15 protein-coding genes are annotated in these 17,702 nt (G+C 64.3%); 11 read left to right on the top strand and 4 right to left on the bottom strand.

Annotation, left to right across the window (positions count from 1 at the left end; translation table 11 throughout):
- The first annotated feature begins 47 nt into the window (after positions 1-47).
- Both NLM33_RS13125 and NLM33_RS13120 read left to right on the top strand, forming a co-directional pair.
- Positions 48-587 carry a phosphonopyruvate decarboxylase gene (locus tag NLM33_RS13125; RefSeq protein WP_254096460.1) on the top strand — a complete coding sequence of 180 codons (540 nt, stop codon included), beginning with the start codon at positions 48-50 and terminating at the stop codon, positions 585-587.
- Entirely contained in the window at positions 584-1,174 is a 591-nt protein-coding gene (locus tag NLM33_RS13120; RefSeq protein ID WP_254096459.1) for a thiamine pyrophosphate-dependent enzyme, read from the top strand. Before NLM33_RS13125 ends, NLM33_RS13120 begins: the two co-directional genes overlap by 4 nt.
- A 16-nt stretch (positions 1,175-1,190) precedes the next feature.
- Here the strand turns inward: NLM33_RS13120 and NLM33_RS13115 are convergent, their stop codons facing one another.
- The gene (locus tag NLM33_RS13115; RefSeq protein ID WP_254096458.1) at positions 1,191-2,159 is read right to left on the bottom strand and encodes a DMT family transporter; all 969 of its coding nucleotides are present in this window, start codon (positions 2,157-2,159) and stop codon (positions 1,191-1,193) included.
- Between the two features lie 127 nt (positions 2,160-2,286).
- Between NLM33_RS13115 and NLM33_RS13110 the strand changes: the two genes are divergently transcribed.
- The 9 genes from NLM33_RS13110 to NLM33_RS13070 all read left to right on the top strand — a co-directional run bounded on the left by NLM33_RS13110 (position 2,287) and on the right by NLM33_RS13070 (position 14,209).
- On the top strand, positions 2,287-2,955 hold the full coding sequence (locus NLM33_RS13110; RefSeq protein WP_254096457.1) for a GntR family transcriptional regulator: 669 nt from the start codon (positions 2,287-2,289) through the stop codon (positions 2,953-2,955).
- Between the two features lie 72 nt (positions 2,956-3,027).
- Entirely contained in the window at positions 3,028-3,729 is a 702-nt protein-coding gene (locus NLM33_RS13105) for a TetR/AcrR family transcriptional regulator (RefSeq protein WP_254105783.1), read from the top strand.
- Between the two features lies 1 nt (position 3,730).
- Positions 3,731-4,921 carry an efflux RND transporter periplasmic adaptor subunit gene (locus NLM33_RS13100; protein WP_254105781.1) on the top strand — a complete coding sequence of 397 codons (1,191 nt, stop codon included), beginning with the start codon at positions 3,731-3,733 and terminating at the stop codon, positions 4,919-4,921.
- Between the two features lie 72 nt (positions 4,922-4,993).
- Positions 4,994-8,089 (top strand): MexW/MexI family multidrug efflux RND transporter permease subunit, encoded by a 3,096-nt coding sequence (locus NLM33_RS13095; RefSeq protein WP_254096456.1) that lies wholly within the window; start codon positions 4,994-4,996, stop codon positions 8,087-8,089.
- Positions 8,090-8,201: 112 nt separating this feature from the next.
- Positions 8,202-9,182: an ABC transporter substrate-binding protein gene (locus NLM33_RS13090; RefSeq protein WP_254096455.1), complete on the top strand. Its 981-nt coding sequence runs from the start codon at positions 8,202-8,204 to the stop codon at positions 9,180-9,182.
- A 54-nt stretch (positions 9,183-9,236) separates the two neighbouring features.
- Positions 9,237-11,819 (top strand): ATP-binding protein, encoded by a 2,583-nt coding sequence (locus NLM33_RS13085; protein WP_254096454.1) that lies wholly within the window; start codon positions 9,237-9,239, stop codon positions 11,817-11,819.
- Complete coding sequence (locus NLM33_RS13080; protein WP_254096453.1) at positions 11,816-12,205, top strand: response regulator; 390 nt, start codon at positions 11,816-11,818, stop codon at positions 12,203-12,205. The genes NLM33_RS13085 and NLM33_RS13080 overlap by 4 nt, the downstream gene beginning before the upstream one ends.
- The gene (locus tag NLM33_RS13075) at positions 12,202-13,455 is read left to right on the top strand and encodes an adenylate/guanylate cyclase domain-containing protein (protein WP_254096452.1); all 1,254 of its coding nucleotides are present in this window, start codon (positions 12,202-12,204) and stop codon (positions 13,453-13,455) included. Before NLM33_RS13080 ends, NLM33_RS13075 begins: the two co-directional genes overlap by 4 nt.
- Positions 13,456-13,465: 10 nt before the next feature.
- Positions 13,466-14,209, top strand: coding sequence for a hypothetical protein (locus NLM33_RS13070; RefSeq protein ID WP_254096451.1), 744 nt, complete (start codon positions 13,466-13,468; stop codon positions 14,207-14,209).
- Here the strand turns inward: NLM33_RS13070 and NLM33_RS13065 are convergent.
- From NLM33_RS13065 to NLM33_RS13055, 3 genes are all read right to left on the bottom strand, one after another.
- Positions 14,206-15,093 (bottom strand): ABC transporter permease, encoded by an 888-nt coding sequence (locus tag NLM33_RS13065; RefSeq protein WP_254096450.1) that lies wholly within the window; start codon positions 15,091-15,093, stop codon positions 14,206-14,208. The genes NLM33_RS13070 and NLM33_RS13065 overlap by 4 nt on opposite strands.
- 3 nt (positions 15,094-15,096) lie before the next feature.
- Positions 15,097-16,038, bottom strand: a complete 942-nt coding sequence (locus NLM33_RS13060) for an ABC transporter permease (protein WP_254096449.1) — start codon at positions 16,036-16,038, stop codon at positions 15,097-15,099.
- Positions 16,039-16,192: 154 nt separating this feature from the next.
- Positions 16,193-17,701 carry an ABC transporter substrate-binding protein gene (locus tag NLM33_RS13055; protein WP_254096448.1) on the bottom strand — a complete coding sequence of 503 codons (1,509 nt, stop codon included), beginning with the start codon at positions 17,699-17,701 and terminating at the stop codon, positions 16,193-16,195.
- Position 17,702: the final 1 nt, after the last annotated feature.

Here is a 17,702-nt window from a genome sequence, read left to right as displayed (position 1 = left end):
GCGTCCGTCTAGACTTCTTCCGACTTGCTAGCCGACTGGACACCAAAATGCACGCGCGCACTGATGCTGATGCCCCGCCGTCATGGCCTGACGATATCTTCGCGGTCCTTGAGCGCTTCGAGGTCCGGCAGGTGCCTTATGTGCCCGATGCCGGACACTCCCAACTCATCAGGCGCGTGCTCGCGTCCTCGGCCATGCGCGGCATTCCGCTCACGACCGAGGAGGAGGGCGTGGCGCTGCTCGCCGGCGCCTGGGCCGGCGGACAGCGCGGCGTGCTTCTGATGCAGTCGAGCGGGGTCGGCAACTGCATCAACATGCTGTCGCTGATCCCGATCCTGCGCTTTCCGTTCCTCACGCTGGTGACGATGCGTGGCGAATGGGGCGAGTTCAATCCCTGGCAGGTGCCGATGGGATCGACCACGCAGGGCGTATTCGAACTCTCCGGCGTCCAGGTGCTGCGCGCATCGCATGCCGCCGAAGTGCCGGTCGTGTTGGAAGCTGCCGCGGCGCAGGCCTACAACGCGCTGACGCCGACCGCCGTCCTCCTGTCGCAGCGCCTGATCGGTGCCAAGGTTTTCACCAAATGAGCAAGACCAATCTCCTCGATCGCCGTCAGGTCGTCACCGCGCTGCTTGCGAACCGCAGGGAGGTGGTCGCGATCGGTGGCTTAGGGGCCTCGACCAACGACATCTCTGCCGCCGGTGACCATGCGCGCAACTTCTATCTCTGGGGCGGCATGGGCGGCGCCGCGATGATTGGGCTCGGGCTGGCGCTGGCCCAACCAAAACTGCCGGTGCTCGTCATCACCGGCGACGGCGAGATGCTGATGGGGATGGGCAGCCTTGCCACCATCGGCCTGCAGAAGCCCGCCAACCTCTCGATCGTGGTGCTGGACAACGAGCGCTACGGCGAGACCGGCGGCCAGACCAGCCACACCTCGGCCGCTGCCGATCTCGTCGGCGTTGCCAAGGCCTGCGGCATCAGGGATAGCCAGGCGATCTCCACCATGGCGGAGGTCGAGAGCTTCGCCGCGTCCGTTCATGACGTCAGGAGCGGACCCCGCTTTGCCAATGTGAAGATCGACAGCGCCGAGCTGCCCCGGATCCTGCCCACGCGCGACGGCACCTACATCGTCAACCGGCTGCGCGGCGACCTCGGGTTCCCGCCGATCTAGCTCGCCGCCCAGCCGGTCACTTCCCGTCCAGCTTGCGGACGTGAGCGGCGACGATGAGCACGCCCGACACGATCAGGACACCGCCGATCGACTGCATCCATGTCATCCGTTCGTCGAGGCCGAGATAGCCGGAGACGACGGTTGCGGCCGGTCCCAGTGCGCTGATCATCGCGACGCGGCTCGCGCCGATACGACGCAGTGCCTCCGCCATCATGAACAGGGGCATCACGGTCGAGAACACCGCCATGGCAAGCGCGAGCTCGTAGACGCGAATGGGCAGCACGAGCGCGCTCAACGGTCGCAGCAGCAGGAATTGCGCGATGCAATAGACGCTGGCTGCTGCGGTCGCGTAAGCCGTGAAACGGATCGATCCGAGCCTGGCGACGACTTCGCCGCTGCCGACGAGATAGACCGAGAAGGTGACTGCGCTGAGCATCACAAGCAAAGCGCCGAGCCAGAAGTTTGGGTTCGGCTTGTCGAACTGGCCGGAGAGCACCAATGCAACGCCCGCATAGGTGACGAGCAGCGCAACGACTTCGCGCTGCGAAATTCGCTTGCCCAAAACCAGCGCGGAAATGATCACCACGATCGTCGGATACAGGAACAGCAGCAGGCGGCCGATCCCGGCGGCCACGAATTGCAGTCCGAACATGTCGAGAAAGCTCGACAGGTAGTAGCCGATGAAACCAAGTGCCGCGAGGGCCAGCGCGTCGCGTCTTGTGAGCGGGGCCGGAGCGGCTGAGGAACGGCGATGAAGCGCCAGCGCCGCTGCCAGGAACGGCAATGAGAAGATCATCCGCAGCGCGAGCAGCGTGACGGGATCGCTCATGTCCTCATAGGCAAGTTTGACGAAGATCGCGCGGAGCGAAAACGCGATCGCCGCGACGGCCGCGAGGCCGACACCAACGAGGTTATGAGCGGCGGACACCGGGCGGGCGGTGCTGACTGCGCCCGGCATATCTTCTTTGTCCGTGGCCGTCGTCATTCCTCACCGTCCTTCCATGGAATACCATTTTGGGATACCAAAGTACGGTTGAGTGGGATACCAAAAAAGGATACCATCATTCACAATTGCGAGCGTATAGCGCGCGCGGAAGGCTGGAGATTTCGGCGTGTCGCAGATGCTGCTGATCCACGATCAGCTCAGGGAGATGATTCTTTCGCTGGATCTCGGGCCCGGCGAGCGTCTGAGTGAGCGCTGGCTGGAAGGTCGCTTCCAGAGCTCGCGCACGCCCATTCGCGCGGCGCTGGCCCGATTGGAAGGCGAGGGCCTGGTGCAGCGGGAGGGGCGGAACTGGACCGTCGCCCCGATCGATCTCGGCGAACTTGAAGCCCTGGCTGAATTCCGCGAACCCCTCGAGGTGACCGCGGTCCGGCTTGCCTGCGCGCGCGCGACACCCTCGGATCTCGATGCCATCGAAGAGATGCTCAACGCCTGCCGCCCCGACGTGCCGCGTGAGGAGTGGCACAAGGTCGGCACCGACTTCCATGTCGAGATCGCCCGCCTCAGCGGCAATAAATTTCTCGTGACGGCGATTGAGGGCGTTATGACCAGACTCTCGCGAGCCCGTTGGCTCGAGGTCTGGACCGAGTCCTCACGCGAGCAGGCCTGGAGCGAGCACCGGCGCATCCTCGGCCATATCCGGAGCCGGCAACCCGAGGAGGCCGCTCGTGAATCCGCTGCGCACGTGCGCGATACAAGGGATCGTCTTCTCCGCTCGCTGGACGCGGATCGACGCGGCCTCCGTGCTCGGGGATTCGCGATCGTCGGGGCGCGCTAAAATTCCACCTCACGCCGGTTGCAATGCAGCGAATGGCTTGACTTTTGCGTGGGTGAGTGCTTACTCACTAGCATGAGCTCATTGCGTATGACCAGCGACCTGAGGAGGCAACTCATCCTCGGTGCCGCTAAACGTTGTTTTGCCCGTCACGGGTATACCGGCACCACGACCAAGAGCGTGGCGGCCGCCGCTGCCATTTCCGAAGCGCTGCTGTTCAAGCATTTCCCGTCCAAGGCGGCTCTCTATGCCGAGATCCTCAGCGATGAGTGCGAGGCCGATCCGGCGCTGATGGAGCTTCTGGAGCGGGAGCCCTCGACGGCCACCCTGGTCGAGCTGATCCGCGGCATGGTCCAGCACTTCATGCAGGTCGCCGACAGCCCGGATCAGGAAGAGGCGCAGCGCCTGCGGCTGATGGTTACTAGCCATCTGGATGATGGCGAATTCGCCCGCCTGCTATATGCCAAGATCGAACATCTGATTGGAGCCGTCTTCGTTGCATCGCTGGAGCGTGCAGTCGCAGCTGGTGATGCGAGGCCCTGCGTAACGGCGCCACTCAACCTGTTCTGGTTCGCGCACCATTCGGTGATGACGGCTGCGCTGACCAGGCTGCCGGCCACGCCCTGCCTCGCTTACGGCAAGGCGGACGATCTGGAGCGGCAGCTCTGTGAGTTTCTCCTGAGAGGTATCGGACTTAACGACGCCGCAATTGCTTCGCATCTGGGCCGCGCTTTGGCGACGGGTGCAGGCGAGACGGCGATTGCAGAAAGTGCATGACATGAACATCGTGGCTGAACATAAAATATCGGGCGAACCGATTGATAAAGCGCCCAAGCGCCCGGTGAAGCCGGTGCGCTGGTTCATCATTGTCGGTTTGCTGCTCGGCGCACTCGTCGGCGGGCTGGTCTGGTTCAATTCGTTCCGTGGCCAGATGATCAAGCAGTTCTTTGCCAACAACAAGCCGCCGCCGATGAGCGTCAGTGCGGCCGAGGCGAAGAGCGAGGTGGTGCCGAACTTGTTGACCGCGGTCGGCGAGCTTGCCGCCGTGCATCAGGTCAACGTCACCGCCGACGTCAACGGCCGTGTCACCGAGATCAAGTTCGAGCCGGGCGCGCATGTCGAGGAAGGCACGCCGCTGGTGCAGCTGTTCGACGCGCCGGAGCAGGGCGACCTCGCCAACTTCAAGGCGCAGGCAACGGTGGCGCAGCTCTCGCTCGACCGCGCCAAGCAGCTCGCCTCGCGCCAGTTCGGTCCGCAGGCGACCGTCGACCAGGCGCAAGCCTCCTATGACCAGGCGCTGGCAGGCATTGCCAAGACGGAAGCGCTGATCTCGCAGAAGCTGGTGCGGGCGCCGTTCTCCGGCGATCTCGGCGTGCGCAAGGTCGAGGTTGGCCAGTATCTCACCGCGGGCACGGCCATCGTGTCGCTGACGGATCTGTCGGTGCTGTGGGCCAATTTCACGGTGACCGAGAAGGACTCTGGCAATCTCAAGGTCGGCCAGGCCGTGCGGCTGAGGGTCGATGCCTATCCGGGCCGCGTCTTCGAGGGCAAGATCACCACCATCGAGCCGCAGATCGCCAGCGACACCCGCAACATCCGCGTGCAGGCGACGATTGCGAACCCCGAGAAGATCCTGAAGCCCGGCATGTTCGTGACCACCACCGTCGTGCTGCCCGATACTCCGCCGGTGATCACCGTTCCCGAGACGTCGGTCGACTACACGCTCTATGGCGACTCGGTGTTCGTCATCACCGAGAAGAAGGAGGATGACGGCAAGACCAGCCTCTCCGCGGTGCGCACCTTCGTGCAGACCGGCAAGCGGGTCGAAGGACGGGTCGAGATCCTCAAGGGCCTGAAGCCGGGCGTCAAAGTCGTCGCGGTCGGCCAGCTCAAGCTGCAACCGGGTGCGGCGGTAGCCATTTCGTCCGATCCGGCGCCGGCGATTCCGGCCAAACCGCCGCGTTACTGATTGACGCGCTCGCGTGATCCGGCCTGACGCCGGATCACGCCACTCAAGCAAAACGAATTCGAGATTGCCGCGATGGCCTTTACCGATATCTTCATCAAGCGACCGGTCCTGTCGGTCGTCGTCAGTCTGCTGATCCTGCTGATCGGCCTGCGCGCGGCGATGGTGCTGCCGATCCGGCAATATCCGAAACTGTCGAACACGGTCGTCAACGTCACGACGGTGTATCCCGGCGCGTCCGCTGACCTGATCCAGGGCTTCATCACGACGCCGATCGAGCAGGCGGTCGCCTCGGCCGAGGGCGTCGACTACATCACCTCGTCCTCGGTGCAGGGCACCTCGACGATCCAGATCTACATCAAGCTGAACTTCGACCCGAACCAGGCGCTCACCGAGGTGCTCGCCAAGGTGAACTCGGTCAAATACCTGATCCCGAAGGAATCGAACGACCCGATCGTCACCAAGACGACGGGCCAGACCACGGCCGTGATGTATCTCGGCTTCTCCTCGGAGGAACTGTCGGGGTCGGCGATCTCGGACTATCTGACGCGCGTGGTGCAGCCGGTGCTGTCGACCGTCGACGGCGTGGCGTCGGCCGACATCCTGGGCGGCCAGACCTTTGCGATGCGGCTGTGGCTTGATCCGGTGAAGATGGCCGGCCGCAACGTGTCGCCCGGCGACGTCGCAGCCGCGATCACCGCCAACAACTTCCAGTCGGCGGCCGGCCAGACCAAGGGCTATCTGATCGTCTCGAACATCTCGACGAACACGGGCCTGACCGACGTCAATCAGTTCAGGAAGATGATCGTCAAAGCCAAGGATGGCGGCTTCGTCCGGATGGAGGACATCGCGACCGTCGAGCTTGCCGCGCAGAGCACGGATGCGAGCGTTGCCTTCAACGGCGAGCATGCGATCTTCATCGGCGTGCAGGCCACCCCGCAAGGCAATCCGCTGACGCTGGTGAAGGGCGTGCGCGCGCTGTTCCCCGAGCTCGAGCGCAACCTGCCGCCGTCGATGAAGATGAAGGTCGCCTACGACTCGACCAAGTTCATCCAGTCCTCGATCGACGAGGTCGAGAAGACGCTGGGCGAGGCCGTGATTATCGTCATCGTGGTGATCTTCCTGTTCCTGGCCTCGTTCCGCTCGGTGATCATTCCCGTCGTCACCATCCCGCTGTCGATGATCGGCGTTTGTACGCTGATGCTCGCATTGGGATTCAGCTTCAACTTGCTGACGCTACTCGCCATGGTGCTCGCCATCGGCCTCGTCGTCGACGACGCCATCGTGGTGGTGGAGAACATCCACCGCCATCTGGAGGAGGGCAAGACGCCGGTGCAGTCCGCGCTCGAAGGTGCGCGCGAGATCGTCGGCCCCGTCATCTCGATGACCATCACGCTCGCCGCCGTGTATGCCCCGATCGGCTTCCTCGGCGGCCTCACCGGCTCGCTGTTCCGCGAATTCGCCTTCACGCTGGCCGGCTCGGTGATCGTGTCCGGCGTCATCGCGCTGACGCTGTCGCCGATGATGTGCTCGGTGCTGCTGAAGAACACCGAAGAGGGCCGCTTCGCCAAGCTCGTGAACAAGGTGTTCGGCGCGGTGACGCGCTGGTACGGCCGCCGGCTCGATCGCTCGCTCGACTACAAGGCAGTAACGGGCCTGTTCGCGCTGACGATCCTCGGCCTCGTCGGCTTCCTCTATATGCACACCTCGAAGGAGCTGGCGCCGGAAGAAGACCAGGGTATCGTGTTCGCGGTGACCAAGGCGCCGAAATACGCCAATATCGATTATCTCGATTTCTATGGCGAAAAGCTCGACAAGAAGTTCCAGAGCTTCCCCGAGACCGATCTGCGCTTCGTGCTGAACGGCATCAACGGCCCGCAGGGCGGCATCGCCGGCATGCTGCTGAAGCCCTGGGATGAGCGCCAGCGTTCGTCGATCAAGTTGAAGCCGCTGGTGCAGGCCGAGCTCTCCAAGATCGAGGGCGTGCAGGCCTTCGCCTTCAACCTTCCGCCGCTGCCCGGTGGGCCGGGCGGCCTGCCGGTGCAGATGGTGATCAATTCGACCGCGGGCTTCCAGACCGTCTACGAGCAGATGGAGAAGCTGAAGGACGCCGCGCGCAAGAGCGGCATGTTCATCGTCTCCGATAGCGATCTCAACTTCAACCAGCCGACGGTGAAGGTGAAGATCGATCGCACCAAGGCGCAGGACCTCGGCATAAGCATGCAGAATGTCGGCAGTGCGCTGGCGGTGCTGCTCGGCGGCAACTACATCAATCGCTTCAACCTGGAGGGGCGCTCCTACCAGGTGATCCCGCAGGTTCCGCGCGAGAAGCGGCTCTCCCCGGAGGCGCTCGATGGGTACTACGTCACGACCAACACCGGCCAGCAGGTTCCGCTGTCCACCGTCCTGTCGATCGAGACCTCGACCGAGCCGAACTCGCTGACGCACTATAATCAGCTGAACTCGGCGACCTTCTCGGCCGTGCCGATGCCCGGCGTGACCGTTGGCGCTGCGGTCGACTTCCTCGAAGGCGAGGCCAAGAAGCTCCCGCAAGGCTTCAGCCACGACTACCTCGCCGACAGTAGGCAGTACGTGCAGGAAGGCAATCAGCTCGCGATTACCTTCGGCTTCGCGCTGATCATCATCTTCCTGGTGCTGGCGGCGCAGTTCGAGAGCCTGCGCGATCCGCTGGTCATCATGATCTCGGTGCCGATGGCGATCGTCGGCGCGCTGATCCCGCTGTTCTTCGGCGTGGCGACGATGAACATCTACACCCAGGTCGGCCTGCTGACGCTCGTTGGCCTGATCACCAAGCACGGCATCCTGATGGTGGAGTTCGCCAACGAGCTCCAGGTCAACGAACGGCTCGATCGCCGCTCGGCGATCGAAATGTCGGCTCGCATCCGGCTGCGTCCGATTCTGATGACGACGGCTGCGATGGTCACCGGCCTGATCCCGCTGTTGACAGCAACCGGCGCCGGTGCGGCCAGCCGCTTCTCGATCGGCCTGGTGGTCGTGGCCGGCATGTCGATCGGCACGCTGTTCACGTTGTTCGTGCTGCCGGCGGTCTACGTTGTGCTCGCGACCGACCACCGCGCCGAGACCGAGTCCGAGCGGAACAAGCAGATCGAGGCGCTGGATATCGGCTCCAGCGCGCTGCGGCCGACCTGAGGCCGTTCGATCGAGGATGCAAAGCGGCAATGGCCATCGCCATTGCCGCTTTTTTGTTGTCCCGTGCTAGACTTGCAACGGCGCGCTGTTGCGCCAGGGCAGGGAAGACATGATGAGGCGGCGCGAATTCCTGGGAGGGCTCGGCTGCGCTTCGCTGTTGTGGCCCGGCTCGGCGGCAGCCCAGGGCGGCAGGACCTACCATCTCGGCACGCTGACGCCGATCGCGCCGATTGCAGAGACCAGTCCACGCGGCAAGATACTGATCAGGACGCTTGGTGAGCGCGGGTTTCGCCTCGGTCAGAACCTGACCCTTGAGCCTCGCGGCGCGGCCGGCGATGTCGCAAAACTCCCCTCGCTGGTCGCCGAGCTGAAGTCCAGGGGCGTCGACGCCATCGTGATTATTGGCTATCCGACGGCCATGGCCGCCAAGGCGGTGGGCCTCCCGACAGTTGCGGCCAGCGGCATCGGCGATCCCGTCGAGACCCGGCTCATCGAGAGCCTTGCCCATCCCGGCGGCAACATCACCGGCATTTCGGACGTCGCGGCGACGCTCAGTGCCAAGCGGCTGGCGTTGCTGAAAGAGATGTCGCCGAAACTGACCAAGGTCGCCATGCTCTGGAACAAGGACGACCTCGGCATGACCATGCGCTATCAGGCATCGGCGAAGGCCGCGCAGGCGCTTGGGCTGACCGTGCAGGCGCTCGGCGTCCGCGAACCCGACGACTTCGACGAGGCCTTCTCAGTGATGAATGGCGATCTGCCGGATGGCATCCTGATGGTGGCGGACGCGCTCACCATTCTCAATCGCAAGCGGGTGTTCGAGTTCGCTGCCGTCCGAAAGCTGCCGGCGATCTACGAAAATGACGACCTCGCCCGCGACGGCGGGCTGATGTCCTACGGACCGGACGTGTCGGAATCCTTCGAGCGGGCAGCATCACTGGTCGCCCGCATTTTCAACGGCGCGAACCCCGGTGATCTGCCGTTCGAGCAGCCGACCCGCTATCCCCTCGTGCTCAATCTCAAGACGGCGAAGGCCACCGGACTCGAGATTCCACCGACCTTGCTGGCGCTCGCCGACGAAGTCATCGAATAGCCTTGTGCACTGCGGCAAGAGACAAGCCACGGCCTTCTTGCTAGGCTCGGCAGGATGAGCATTTCCCTCCATCCCGACACGCCGCAGGGCCGGTCGTTGCCTGGTAGCGCAGCGGCGGGCGATGCCGCTTCCGGGCAGGGCCGGCGGCCCGGGATCCGGACCCGGCTCTTTACCAAATATGTCGCCCTGTTCGTGGCTGTGGTGGCCGTTGCGCTGCTCGCCAACGGTCTTTTCGAGGTGTTCTTCTATTATCGCGAGCACAAGGCCGCGCTGATCCGTGTTCAGCGCGAGCAGGCCGAGGCGGCTGCCGCCAAGATCAGCCAGTTCGTCAAGGAGATCGAGAGCCAGCTTGGCTGGACCACGCAACTGCCGTGGTCGGCGGGCTCGATCGAGCAGCGCCGCTTCGATGCGCTGCGGCTTCTGCGCCAGGTTCCGGCGATCACCGAACTCGCCCAGGTCGATTCGACCGGCAAGGAGCGCCTGCGCGTCTCGCGCCTGGCGATGGACGTCGTCGATAGCGGGATCGACCTCTCCAATGATGCGAAATTCACCGAGGCCGTTGCGCATAAGGTCTATTACGGGCCGGTCTATTTCCGGCGGGAGTCCGAGCCCTACATGACGCTGGCGCTCGCCGGCACGCGCAAGGACGCCGGCGTCAGCATCGCGGAAGTCAATCTCAAGCTGATCTGGGACGTCGTCTCGCAGATCAAGGTCGGCGAGCGCGGGCATGCCTATGTGGTGGCCTCGCAGGGCCGGCTGATCGCGCATCCCGACATCAGCCTGGTATTGCGCAACACCGACATGTCCAGGCTCGAGCAGGTGCGCGCCGCGCAGGCCGGCGGCGGGACCATGCCTGACTCGTTGCAGGAGGCGACGAATATCCAGGGACAGAAGGTGCTGACCGCGTCCGCGCCGATCGCTCCGCTGGGCTGGACCATGTTCGTGGAGCTTCCGGTCGAGGAAGCCTATGCCTCGCTCTATGCCTCCCTGCAGCGTCTCGCCATCGTGCTGCTCGCAGCATCCATCTTCGCAGTGCTCGCGGGGATTTTCCTGGCGCGGCGCATGGTCGGCCCGATCCAGGCACTGCGCACCGGCGCCGAGCGCATCGGCGGCGGCGACTTCTCGCAGCGCATCTCGATTCGGACCGGCGACGAGCTGGAAGGGCTCGCCAACCAGTTCAACGACATGGGCGCGCGCTTGCAGGAATCCTACGCGGATTTGGAAAACAAGGTCGAGCAGCGCACGGCGGAATTGAGCGAGTCCCTCCAGCAGCAGACGGCAACCGCCGACGTGCTCAAGGTCATCAGCCGTTCCGCGTTCGATCTGAAATCCGTGCTGACGACGCTGACTGAATCAGCACAGGCGCTGTGCGGCGCCACGCTCGGCATCATCTGCCTCCGCGACGGCGAGGTGATGCGGCTCAAGGCCGAGTCGGGCTGCACGCAAGCCTTCATCGATTTCATGGAGGCTCACCCGATCAGACCGGGACGTGAGACCATCACCGGCCGCGTCTTCATGGACGGCAAGCCGGTTCACGTTCCCGACATTCGCGAGGACTCCGAGTATAATTTCGGACAGGCGCCTGTGATCGGCCTCTATCGTGCCGTGCTCGCCGTGCCGCTGATGCGCGACAAGGCGGTTGAAGGTGTTCTTCTGCTGGGACGGCCCGATCCGGGCCCCTTCAGCCAGCGCCAGATGGATCTCGTCCAGACCTTCGCCGACCAGGCGGTCATTGCGATCGAGAATGTGCGCCTGTTCGAGCAGGTCCAGGAGCGCACCAAGGAGCTCTCCCAATCGCTCGACGAGCTGCGCACCGCCCAGGATCGCCTGATCCAGACCGAGAAGCTGGCCTCGCTCGGCCAGCTCACCGCCGGTATCGCGCACGAGATCAAGAACCCGCTCAACTTCGTCAACAATTTCTCCTCGGTGTCGACGGAGTTGATCGACGAGCTCAACGAGGTCCTGCAATCGGTAGGCCTCGACGACAAGACCAAGGAGGAGGTCGCCGAACTCACCCATATGCTCAAGGGTAATCTCGAGAAGGTGGTTCAGCACGGCAAGCGCGCCGATTCCATCGTCAAGAACATGCTCTTGCATTCGCGCGAAGGGGCGGGCGAGCGTCGCCCGGCCGACATCAACGCGCTCGTCGAGGAGAGCCTCAACCTTGCCTATCATGGCGCGCGCGCCGAAAAGCCCGGCTTCAACATCTCGCTCAAGCGCGACCTCGATCCGGCCGCCGGCATGCTCGATATCTATCCGCAGGAGATCACCCGCGTCTTCCTCAACCTGATCTCGAACGGCTTCTATGCCGCGACCAAGCGCAAGGAGAGCGAGGGCGGCGCGTTCGAGCCGACGTTGAGCGCGTCCACCAGGAATCTCGGCAACAAGGTCGAAATCAGGATCCGCGACAACGGCACCGGCATCCCGCCCGAGGTGAAGGAAAAAATGTTCAATCCCTTCTTCACCACCAAGCCGGCCGGCGAGGGAACCGGGCTTGGCCTGTCCATGAGTCACGACATCGTGGTGAAACAGCACGGCGGCACGGTCGACGTAATGACTGAGCCGGGTGCATTCACTGAATTCATCATTACGCTGCCGCGCATGCTGGCAGAAGGCGATACCGGAGGCAGGAATTGAACGTCTACATCCTTGTCGTCGACGACGAGCCCGACGTTGAGGCGCTGTTTCGTCAGCAGTTCCGGCGCGATCTGCGCGCGGGCCGTTTCCAGATGGAGTTTGCGCCGTCCGCGCCGGTGGCGATCGAGCGTGCGGTTGCGGTGCGCGATCCCTCGCTGATCCTGATCCTGTCCGACATCAACATGCCCGGCATGAGCGGGCTCGACATGCTGCCGAAGGTGCGCGCGGAACGCCCGGATGTACCCGTGATCATGATCACGGCCTACGGCGATGCGGACACACGGCGGAAGGCGATCGAGCGCGGCGCGGTCGGGCTTCTGACCAAGCCGATCGATTTTGCGCTGCTGCGGCAGGAGATCGACACCAGGCTCGAGCAAGCGGCATGACATCCACGATTCTCGTTGTCGATGATGAGCCCGATCTGGAGGCGCTGGTCCTCCAGAAGTTTCGCAGGCAGATTCGCGAGGGGCTCGTCAGCTTCATGTTTGCCCATGACGGCGTCGAGGCGCTGCAATCGCTCGAGCTGCATCCGGATGTCGATCTGGTGGTGTCCGACATTAACATGCCGCGGATGGACGGGCTGTCGCTGCTCCAGAAGCTCCAGGAGGCCGAGGACAAGAAGTCGACCATCATCGTCTCGGCCTATGGCGACATGAGCAACATCCGAACCGCGATGAATCGCGGTGCCTTCGACTTCCTGACCAAGCCGATCGACTTCGCGGATCTGGAGACCACGATCCAGAAGACCATCCGCCACGTCGAGACGCTGCGCGAGGCGCGGCGACGGCAGGCGGAGGCCGAGCGCGCCCATGCCTCGCTGTCGCGCTATTTCTCGCCCGAGATCGCCAAGCGTCTGGCCGCGGCGAGCGGCGAGAGCGACGGCATGGAGGTGCAGTGGCGCGACGTCGCGACCATTTTCACCGACATCACCGGCTTCACGACGCTGGTCGAGAGCGCGGCGCCGGAAACGCTGGGCGAGCTCCTCAACACCTATGTCGGCGGGATGACCGACATCGTGTTCGAGCACGAAGGCACCGTTGCAAAGATCATCGGCGATGCCATCCAGGTGCTGTTCAACGCGCCCGGCGATCAGCCAGATTTCGCGACGCGTGCGGTCGCCTGCGCCCACGATCTCGATATATGGGCCGAGGGCTTTCGCCAGCGCTGGAAGGACAAGGGCGTCAATTTCGGCACGACACGCATCGGCGTCCATGCCGGGCCGGCGCTGGTCGGAAATTTCGGCGGTAGCCGCTTCTTCGATTACACCGCCTATGGCGACACCATCAACACGGCGGCGCGGTTGGAATCCGCCAACAAGTATCTGGGCACGCGCATCTGCGTCAGCGCCAGCGTCGCCAAGAGCGCGGCGAATTTCCAGGGGCGGCCAGTGGGCGACCTCTTGCTGCGCGGCCGCAGCGAGCCGCTGCGGGCCTTCGAACCGCTCCCGCCGGCAAGATTCGAAACACCTCTGACGACGCAATACTCCGAAGCCTTCGCCAAGCTTGAAGCCGGTGACGTCGCGGCGATGCCGGCCTTCGCCGCGCTGGTCGGCATGCACGCAGACGATGCGCTGGCCGGCTTCCACCTCAGGCGCCTGCTCAACGGCGCCAAGGGCGTCCGCATGCAACTGGAATAGGGATTCGAAAATGACCCGCGAATTCGCCGCCGGCAATTATCGCTTCATTCCGTCCGTGTTCCAGTATTCGGCGGGCGCCGCCGCCGATCCCGGCTACGAAATCGAGCGGGTTCGCTTCGATCGTCTGGTGCCTCTCGCCGAAGGATTTGCGCTCGCCGCAAAATTCATCCGCGAGGCCGGGCGTCCGCTGACGGCGTTCTGTGCCTGCGAGCTGCGCTCACCGGCCGCGTTCACGGAAGAAGGCTTCCGGAATTTCAATCTGCACTACGTCAAGACGCTGTCCGAGTGGGGCATCTTCGACGGCACCACCAATCCGGTGGCGCGCAGCAATGTCTGTCCCGAGATCGATCCACCCGCCGAGCCGTCCTTCCATGCGTTCTCCTTCACACGGCCGACGCGGTCGAGCACGCCGAGTTTCGTGATCGCCGGCGGCGCCGAGGCGCGGGAGGGAAGCGGCAGCTATGTCGAGCGCACCGTGCGTTATCGCGACCTCAGCCCGGAGGGCATCACGGAGAAGGTCCGCTTCACCACCTCGCAGATGGAGAGCCGCCTTGCGGCATTCGGCTTCGGCTGGAAGGAGACGACGGCCGTGCAGGCCTATTCGATCCGCAATTTCCACCACGCCCTGACCGACGAGCTGGTGCGTCGCGGGGCGCTGCGCTCCGGCCTCACCTGGCATTTTGCGCGGCCACCGGTGGTGGATCTCGAATTCGAGATGGATTGCCGGCGCGTGGTGCGCGAGGTCGTGATCTAGCGCTGGCGCGGATCGAGTGCGTCGCGCAGGCCGTCGCCGAGCAGGTTCAGGGACAGCACCACCAGGAAAATCGCAAGGCCTGGCCAGATCGCCATCCACGGCGCCTGCGTCAGGAAACGCTGGGCGGCGTTGAGCATGCTGCCCCAGGACGGCGCCGGCGGCTGCTGGCCGAGGCCGAGAAACGACAATGCGGCTTCCGCGATGATGGCCGCGGCGATCGACAGCGTCGCCTGAACCAGGAGCGCCGGCAGGATGTTCGGCAGGATGTGGGCGAATGCGATCCGCCAGGACGGGTTGCCGAGGGCGCGCGCGGCTTCTACATAGTCCTCGGCCTTGACGCTCAGCACCTGCCCGCGGGTCAGGCGAATGAATACCGGCGTCGCCGAGATGCCGATCGCGATCATGGCGTTGCCGAGGCTTGGACCCAGGAACGCTGCGAGCGCGATAGCCAGGATCAGGAACGGGCATGCGAGCATTGCATCGGTGATCCGGCTGATCAGTGCGTCGGTGAAACCGCCGCGATAGCCGGCGAGCAGGCCGAGCGGCACGCCGATGCCGAGCGCAATCGCCACCGAGATTGCGCCGGCGAGCAGCGAGGCACGCGCGCCGTAGATGACGCGGCTCAGAATGTCGCGGCCGAGCTCGTCGGTGCCGAACCAGTGTAGCGCGGTGGGGGCTTTTCGCACCAGGCTCCAGCTCGTGGCGACGGGATCATAGGGAACGATCAGCGGCGCCAGCAGGGCCAGCAGGATGAACGCCGTCATCACGACGAGCCCCGCGACCGCGGCCTTGCGCCTGAACAGGCGCCGCCGGGCGCGGCGTGCGGGACTGTCGAGCTCGCTCGCGTCAGTGACGGGATTGGCCGAGAGCACGGTGTCGGCCATGACCTAACCCCTCAGCCGCGGATTGACGAGGATGTAGGCGATGTCGGCGATCAGGTTGAGCGTGATGTAGATCGTCGCGGTGACCAGCACGACGCCCTGCACGACCGCGTAGTCGCGGTTGAACACGGCATCCACGATCAGCTTGCCGAAGCCGGGAATGGAAAAGATCTGCTCGGTCAGCACCGCGCCCGACAACAGCGTGCCGAGCTCGAGCGCGCCGAGCGTGATCACCGGCGTCAGCGCATTGCGCATAGCGTGCTTGAGGATGACGGTCCGCTCCAGGAGGCCTTTGGCGCGCGCGGTGCGGACATAGTCGCTTTCCAGCACCTGGAGCATGGCGCTGCGCGTATGCCGCATCAGGATCGCGGCGATGGCGTTGCCGAGCACGAAGGCCGGCATGATCGTGGCGGCAAGGCTCGCGCGCCAGTTCTCCGTCAGCGGCACATAGCCGGAGGCCGGCAGCCAGCCCAGCTCGATCGAGAACAGGAAGATCAGCATGATGCCGAGCCAGAAGTTCGGCGTCGAGATGCCCCACAGCGCGAACAGGTTGGCGCCGTAGTCCCAGGCGGTGCCCTTCTTCACCGCTGAAACGATGCCGGCGGGAATGCCGATCAGGAATGCGATCAGGATCGCCATCGATGCGAGTTGCAGCGTCACCGGCAGCTTCTGCGCGATCAGCGCGCGCACCGGTATCTTGTTGCGCAGGGACTCGCCGAAGTCGCCGGTCAAAACGCCCTTGACCCAATAGGCGTATTGGACGGGGATCGGCTGATCGAGCCGGTATTGCTGGCGGATCTGCGCAATCACGGCGGGATCGCGCTCTTCGCCGGCCATCACCAGCGCCGGATCGCCCGGCAGGAGTTGCTGGAGCGAGAAGATCAGCACCGACACGAAGAACAGCGTCGGCACGATCTGCGCGAGACGGCGGGCGAGGAAGTTCAGCATGGACGCTCCCATGTCCCGGGCGCGGCGCAACATGCAATGTTGCGACGCTGAACCGGGACCCATGCATCATTGTTTGGGGCTCTGGGTCCCGGCTCTGCGGTGCAGCGCTCGCGCGCCGCGCCGCGTCCGGGACACGAGCGGGTTGCCAAGCGCGTCACTTCAGCTTGAGGCCGACGACGCGCACGAGTCCATCAGGCATCTGCTTGTAACCTTCAAGCTTGGTCGTGTGGGCGATGATGATGCGGCGGTGGTAGAGATAGAGGATCGGCACTTCGTCCTGGACCAGCTTCGCCAGAGTCTCATAGATCGCCTTGCGCTTGTCGGGATCGCTGACGAGCCGGGCCTCCTCGAGCGCCTTGTCGGCCTGTGCATTGTTCCAGGCGCCATAGTTCTGCGGGGCGTCGCCGTGCAGGAAGATGTAGGAATTGCCGTCGGGATCGACGCGGCCGCTCCAGGCGAGCACGAAGGCCTGATAATCGCCGGCCTCGGCCTGCTTCAGCCCGGTCGCAAACTCAGTGACGCGGATCTTCATGTCGAATCCGGCTTCTGCCGCCATCGACTGGATCACCTGCGCCGGCGTCTCCGTTTCCGCGCCCTTCGGCACCAGGAAATCGACGCTGACAGGCGGCGTCACGCCGGCTTCCTTCAGCAGTGCCTTGGCCTTCTCCACATTGCGGGCGCGGACCGGAACAGCCTTTTGATAGTAGGGATGGTCGGGATTGACCCATTGATTGCCGAGCTGAAACTCGCCGTTGAAGACGACTTGGTTGATCGCCTCGCGGTCGATAGCGAGATCGAGTGCCTGGCGGACTTTGGCGGACTGGCTGAGCGGCCCCTTGGCCTTGTCCTTGCCGATGTTGAGCGTGACGCCCTGATAGCCGAGCTCGATGGCGGTCGCGACCTTCAGTCGCGAGTCGGCCCGCACGTCCTTCAGGTCGGTCGCGAGCACGCGCTCGATCAGGTCGAGCCCGCCGGATTTCAGATTGGCAAGCCGCACGGTGGAGTCGACGATCGGCTGGAACACGACGCGGTCGATGAAGACATTGTCCTTGTTCCAATAGTCGGCGAATTTCTCGAACACGATGCGGTCCTGCTGCACGCGCTCGACGAATTTGTAGGGACCGGCGCAGACCGGATGCAGGCCGAACTTGTCGCCTTCGGCTTTCGCCGCTTTCGGCGACACCATCATGCCGGCGCGATCGGTGAGCTGCGCGAGCAGCGGCGAGAACGGTGCCTTCAGCACCAGCCTGACGGTGAGGGGATCGACCACCTCGACGTGATCGACCGAGGCGAGCTCGGGCTTGCGGAACGAGCCCGGGAAGGTGAGGTGTCGCTCAAGGGAGAACTTTGCGGCCTCCGCGTCGAACGGCTCGCCATCCTGGAATTTCACGCCGGGGCGGAGCTTGATGACGAGCGCCTTGCCGTCATCGGCCGTCTCGCTGGACAGCGCGAGCTGCGGCACGATGTTCAGCTTCTCGTCGATGTCGAACAGCTTGTCGCAGAATGCGGCGAACACGATACGCCCGACATAGGTGCGCGCCATGGTCGGATCGAGGATATCTGGGTCCTCGGCGAGCCCGATGCGCAGCGTGGTCTGGGCCTGCGCGGCGCCGAGTGACATCAGCAATGTGGCGGCGGTCGCCGCGAGACGGAACATCTTCATT

It is taken from the genome of Bradyrhizobium sp. CCGUVB1N3 (assembly GCF_024199925.1).
In the GTDB taxonomy this organism is placed as follows: domain Bacteria; phylum Pseudomonadota; class Alphaproteobacteria; order Rhizobiales; family Xanthobacteraceae; genus Bradyrhizobium.
The sequence above is the reverse complement of the archived record's forward strand: the minus strand, read 5'-3'. Positions and strand labels throughout refer to the sequence as shown.

Bases quoted from the DNA above. Each gene is read 5' to 3' on its own strand.
- NLM33_RS13125 (WP_254096460.1), top strand. From the start codon at position 48: ATGCACGCGCGCACTGATGCTGATGCCCCGCCGTCATGGCCTGACGAT.
- NLM33_RS13120 (WP_254096459.1), top strand. From the start codon at position 584: ATGAGCAAGACCAATCTCCTCGATCGCCGTCAGGTCGTCACCGCGCTG.
- NLM33_RS13115 (WP_254096458.1), bottom strand. From the start codon at position 2,159: ATGACGACGGCCACGGACAAAGAAGATATGCCGGGCGCAGTCAGCACC.
- NLM33_RS13105 (WP_254105783.1), top strand. From the start codon at position 3,028: ATGAGCTCATTGCGTATGACCAGCGACCTGAGGAGGCAACTCATCCTC.
- NLM33_RS13100 (WP_254105781.1), top strand. From the start codon at position 3,731: ATGAACATCGTGGCTGAACATAAAATATCGGGCGAACCGATTGATAAA.
- NLM33_RS13095 (WP_254096456.1), top strand. From the start codon at position 4,994: ATGGCCTTTACCGATATCTTCATCAAGCGACCGGTCCTGTCGGTCGTC.
- NLM33_RS13090 (WP_254096455.1), top strand. From the start codon at position 8,202: ATGAGGCGGCGCGAATTCCTGGGAGGGCTCGGCTGCGCTTCGCTGTTG.
- NLM33_RS13085 (WP_254096454.1), top strand. From the start codon at position 9,237: ATGAGCATTTCCCTCCATCCCGACACGCCGCAGGGCCGGTCGTTGCCT.
- NLM33_RS13075 (WP_254096452.1), top strand. From the start codon at position 12,202: ATGACATCCACGATTCTCGTTGTCGATGATGAGCCCGATCTGGAGGCG.
- NLM33_RS13070 (WP_254096451.1), top strand. From the start codon at position 13,466: ATGACCCGCGAATTCGCCGCCGGCAATTATCGCTTCATTCCGTCCGTG.
- NLM33_RS13065 (WP_254096450.1), bottom strand. From the start codon at position 15,093: ATGGCCGACACCGTGCTCTCGGCCAATCCCGTCACTGACGCGAGCGAG.
- NLM33_RS13060 (WP_254096449.1), bottom strand. From the start codon at position 16,038: ATGCTGAACTTCCTCGCCCGCCGTCTCGCGCAGATCGTGCCGACGCTG.
- NLM33_RS13055 (WP_254096448.1), bottom strand. From the start codon at position 17,701: ATGAAGATGTTCCGTCTCGCGGCGACCGCCGCCACATTGCTGATGTCA.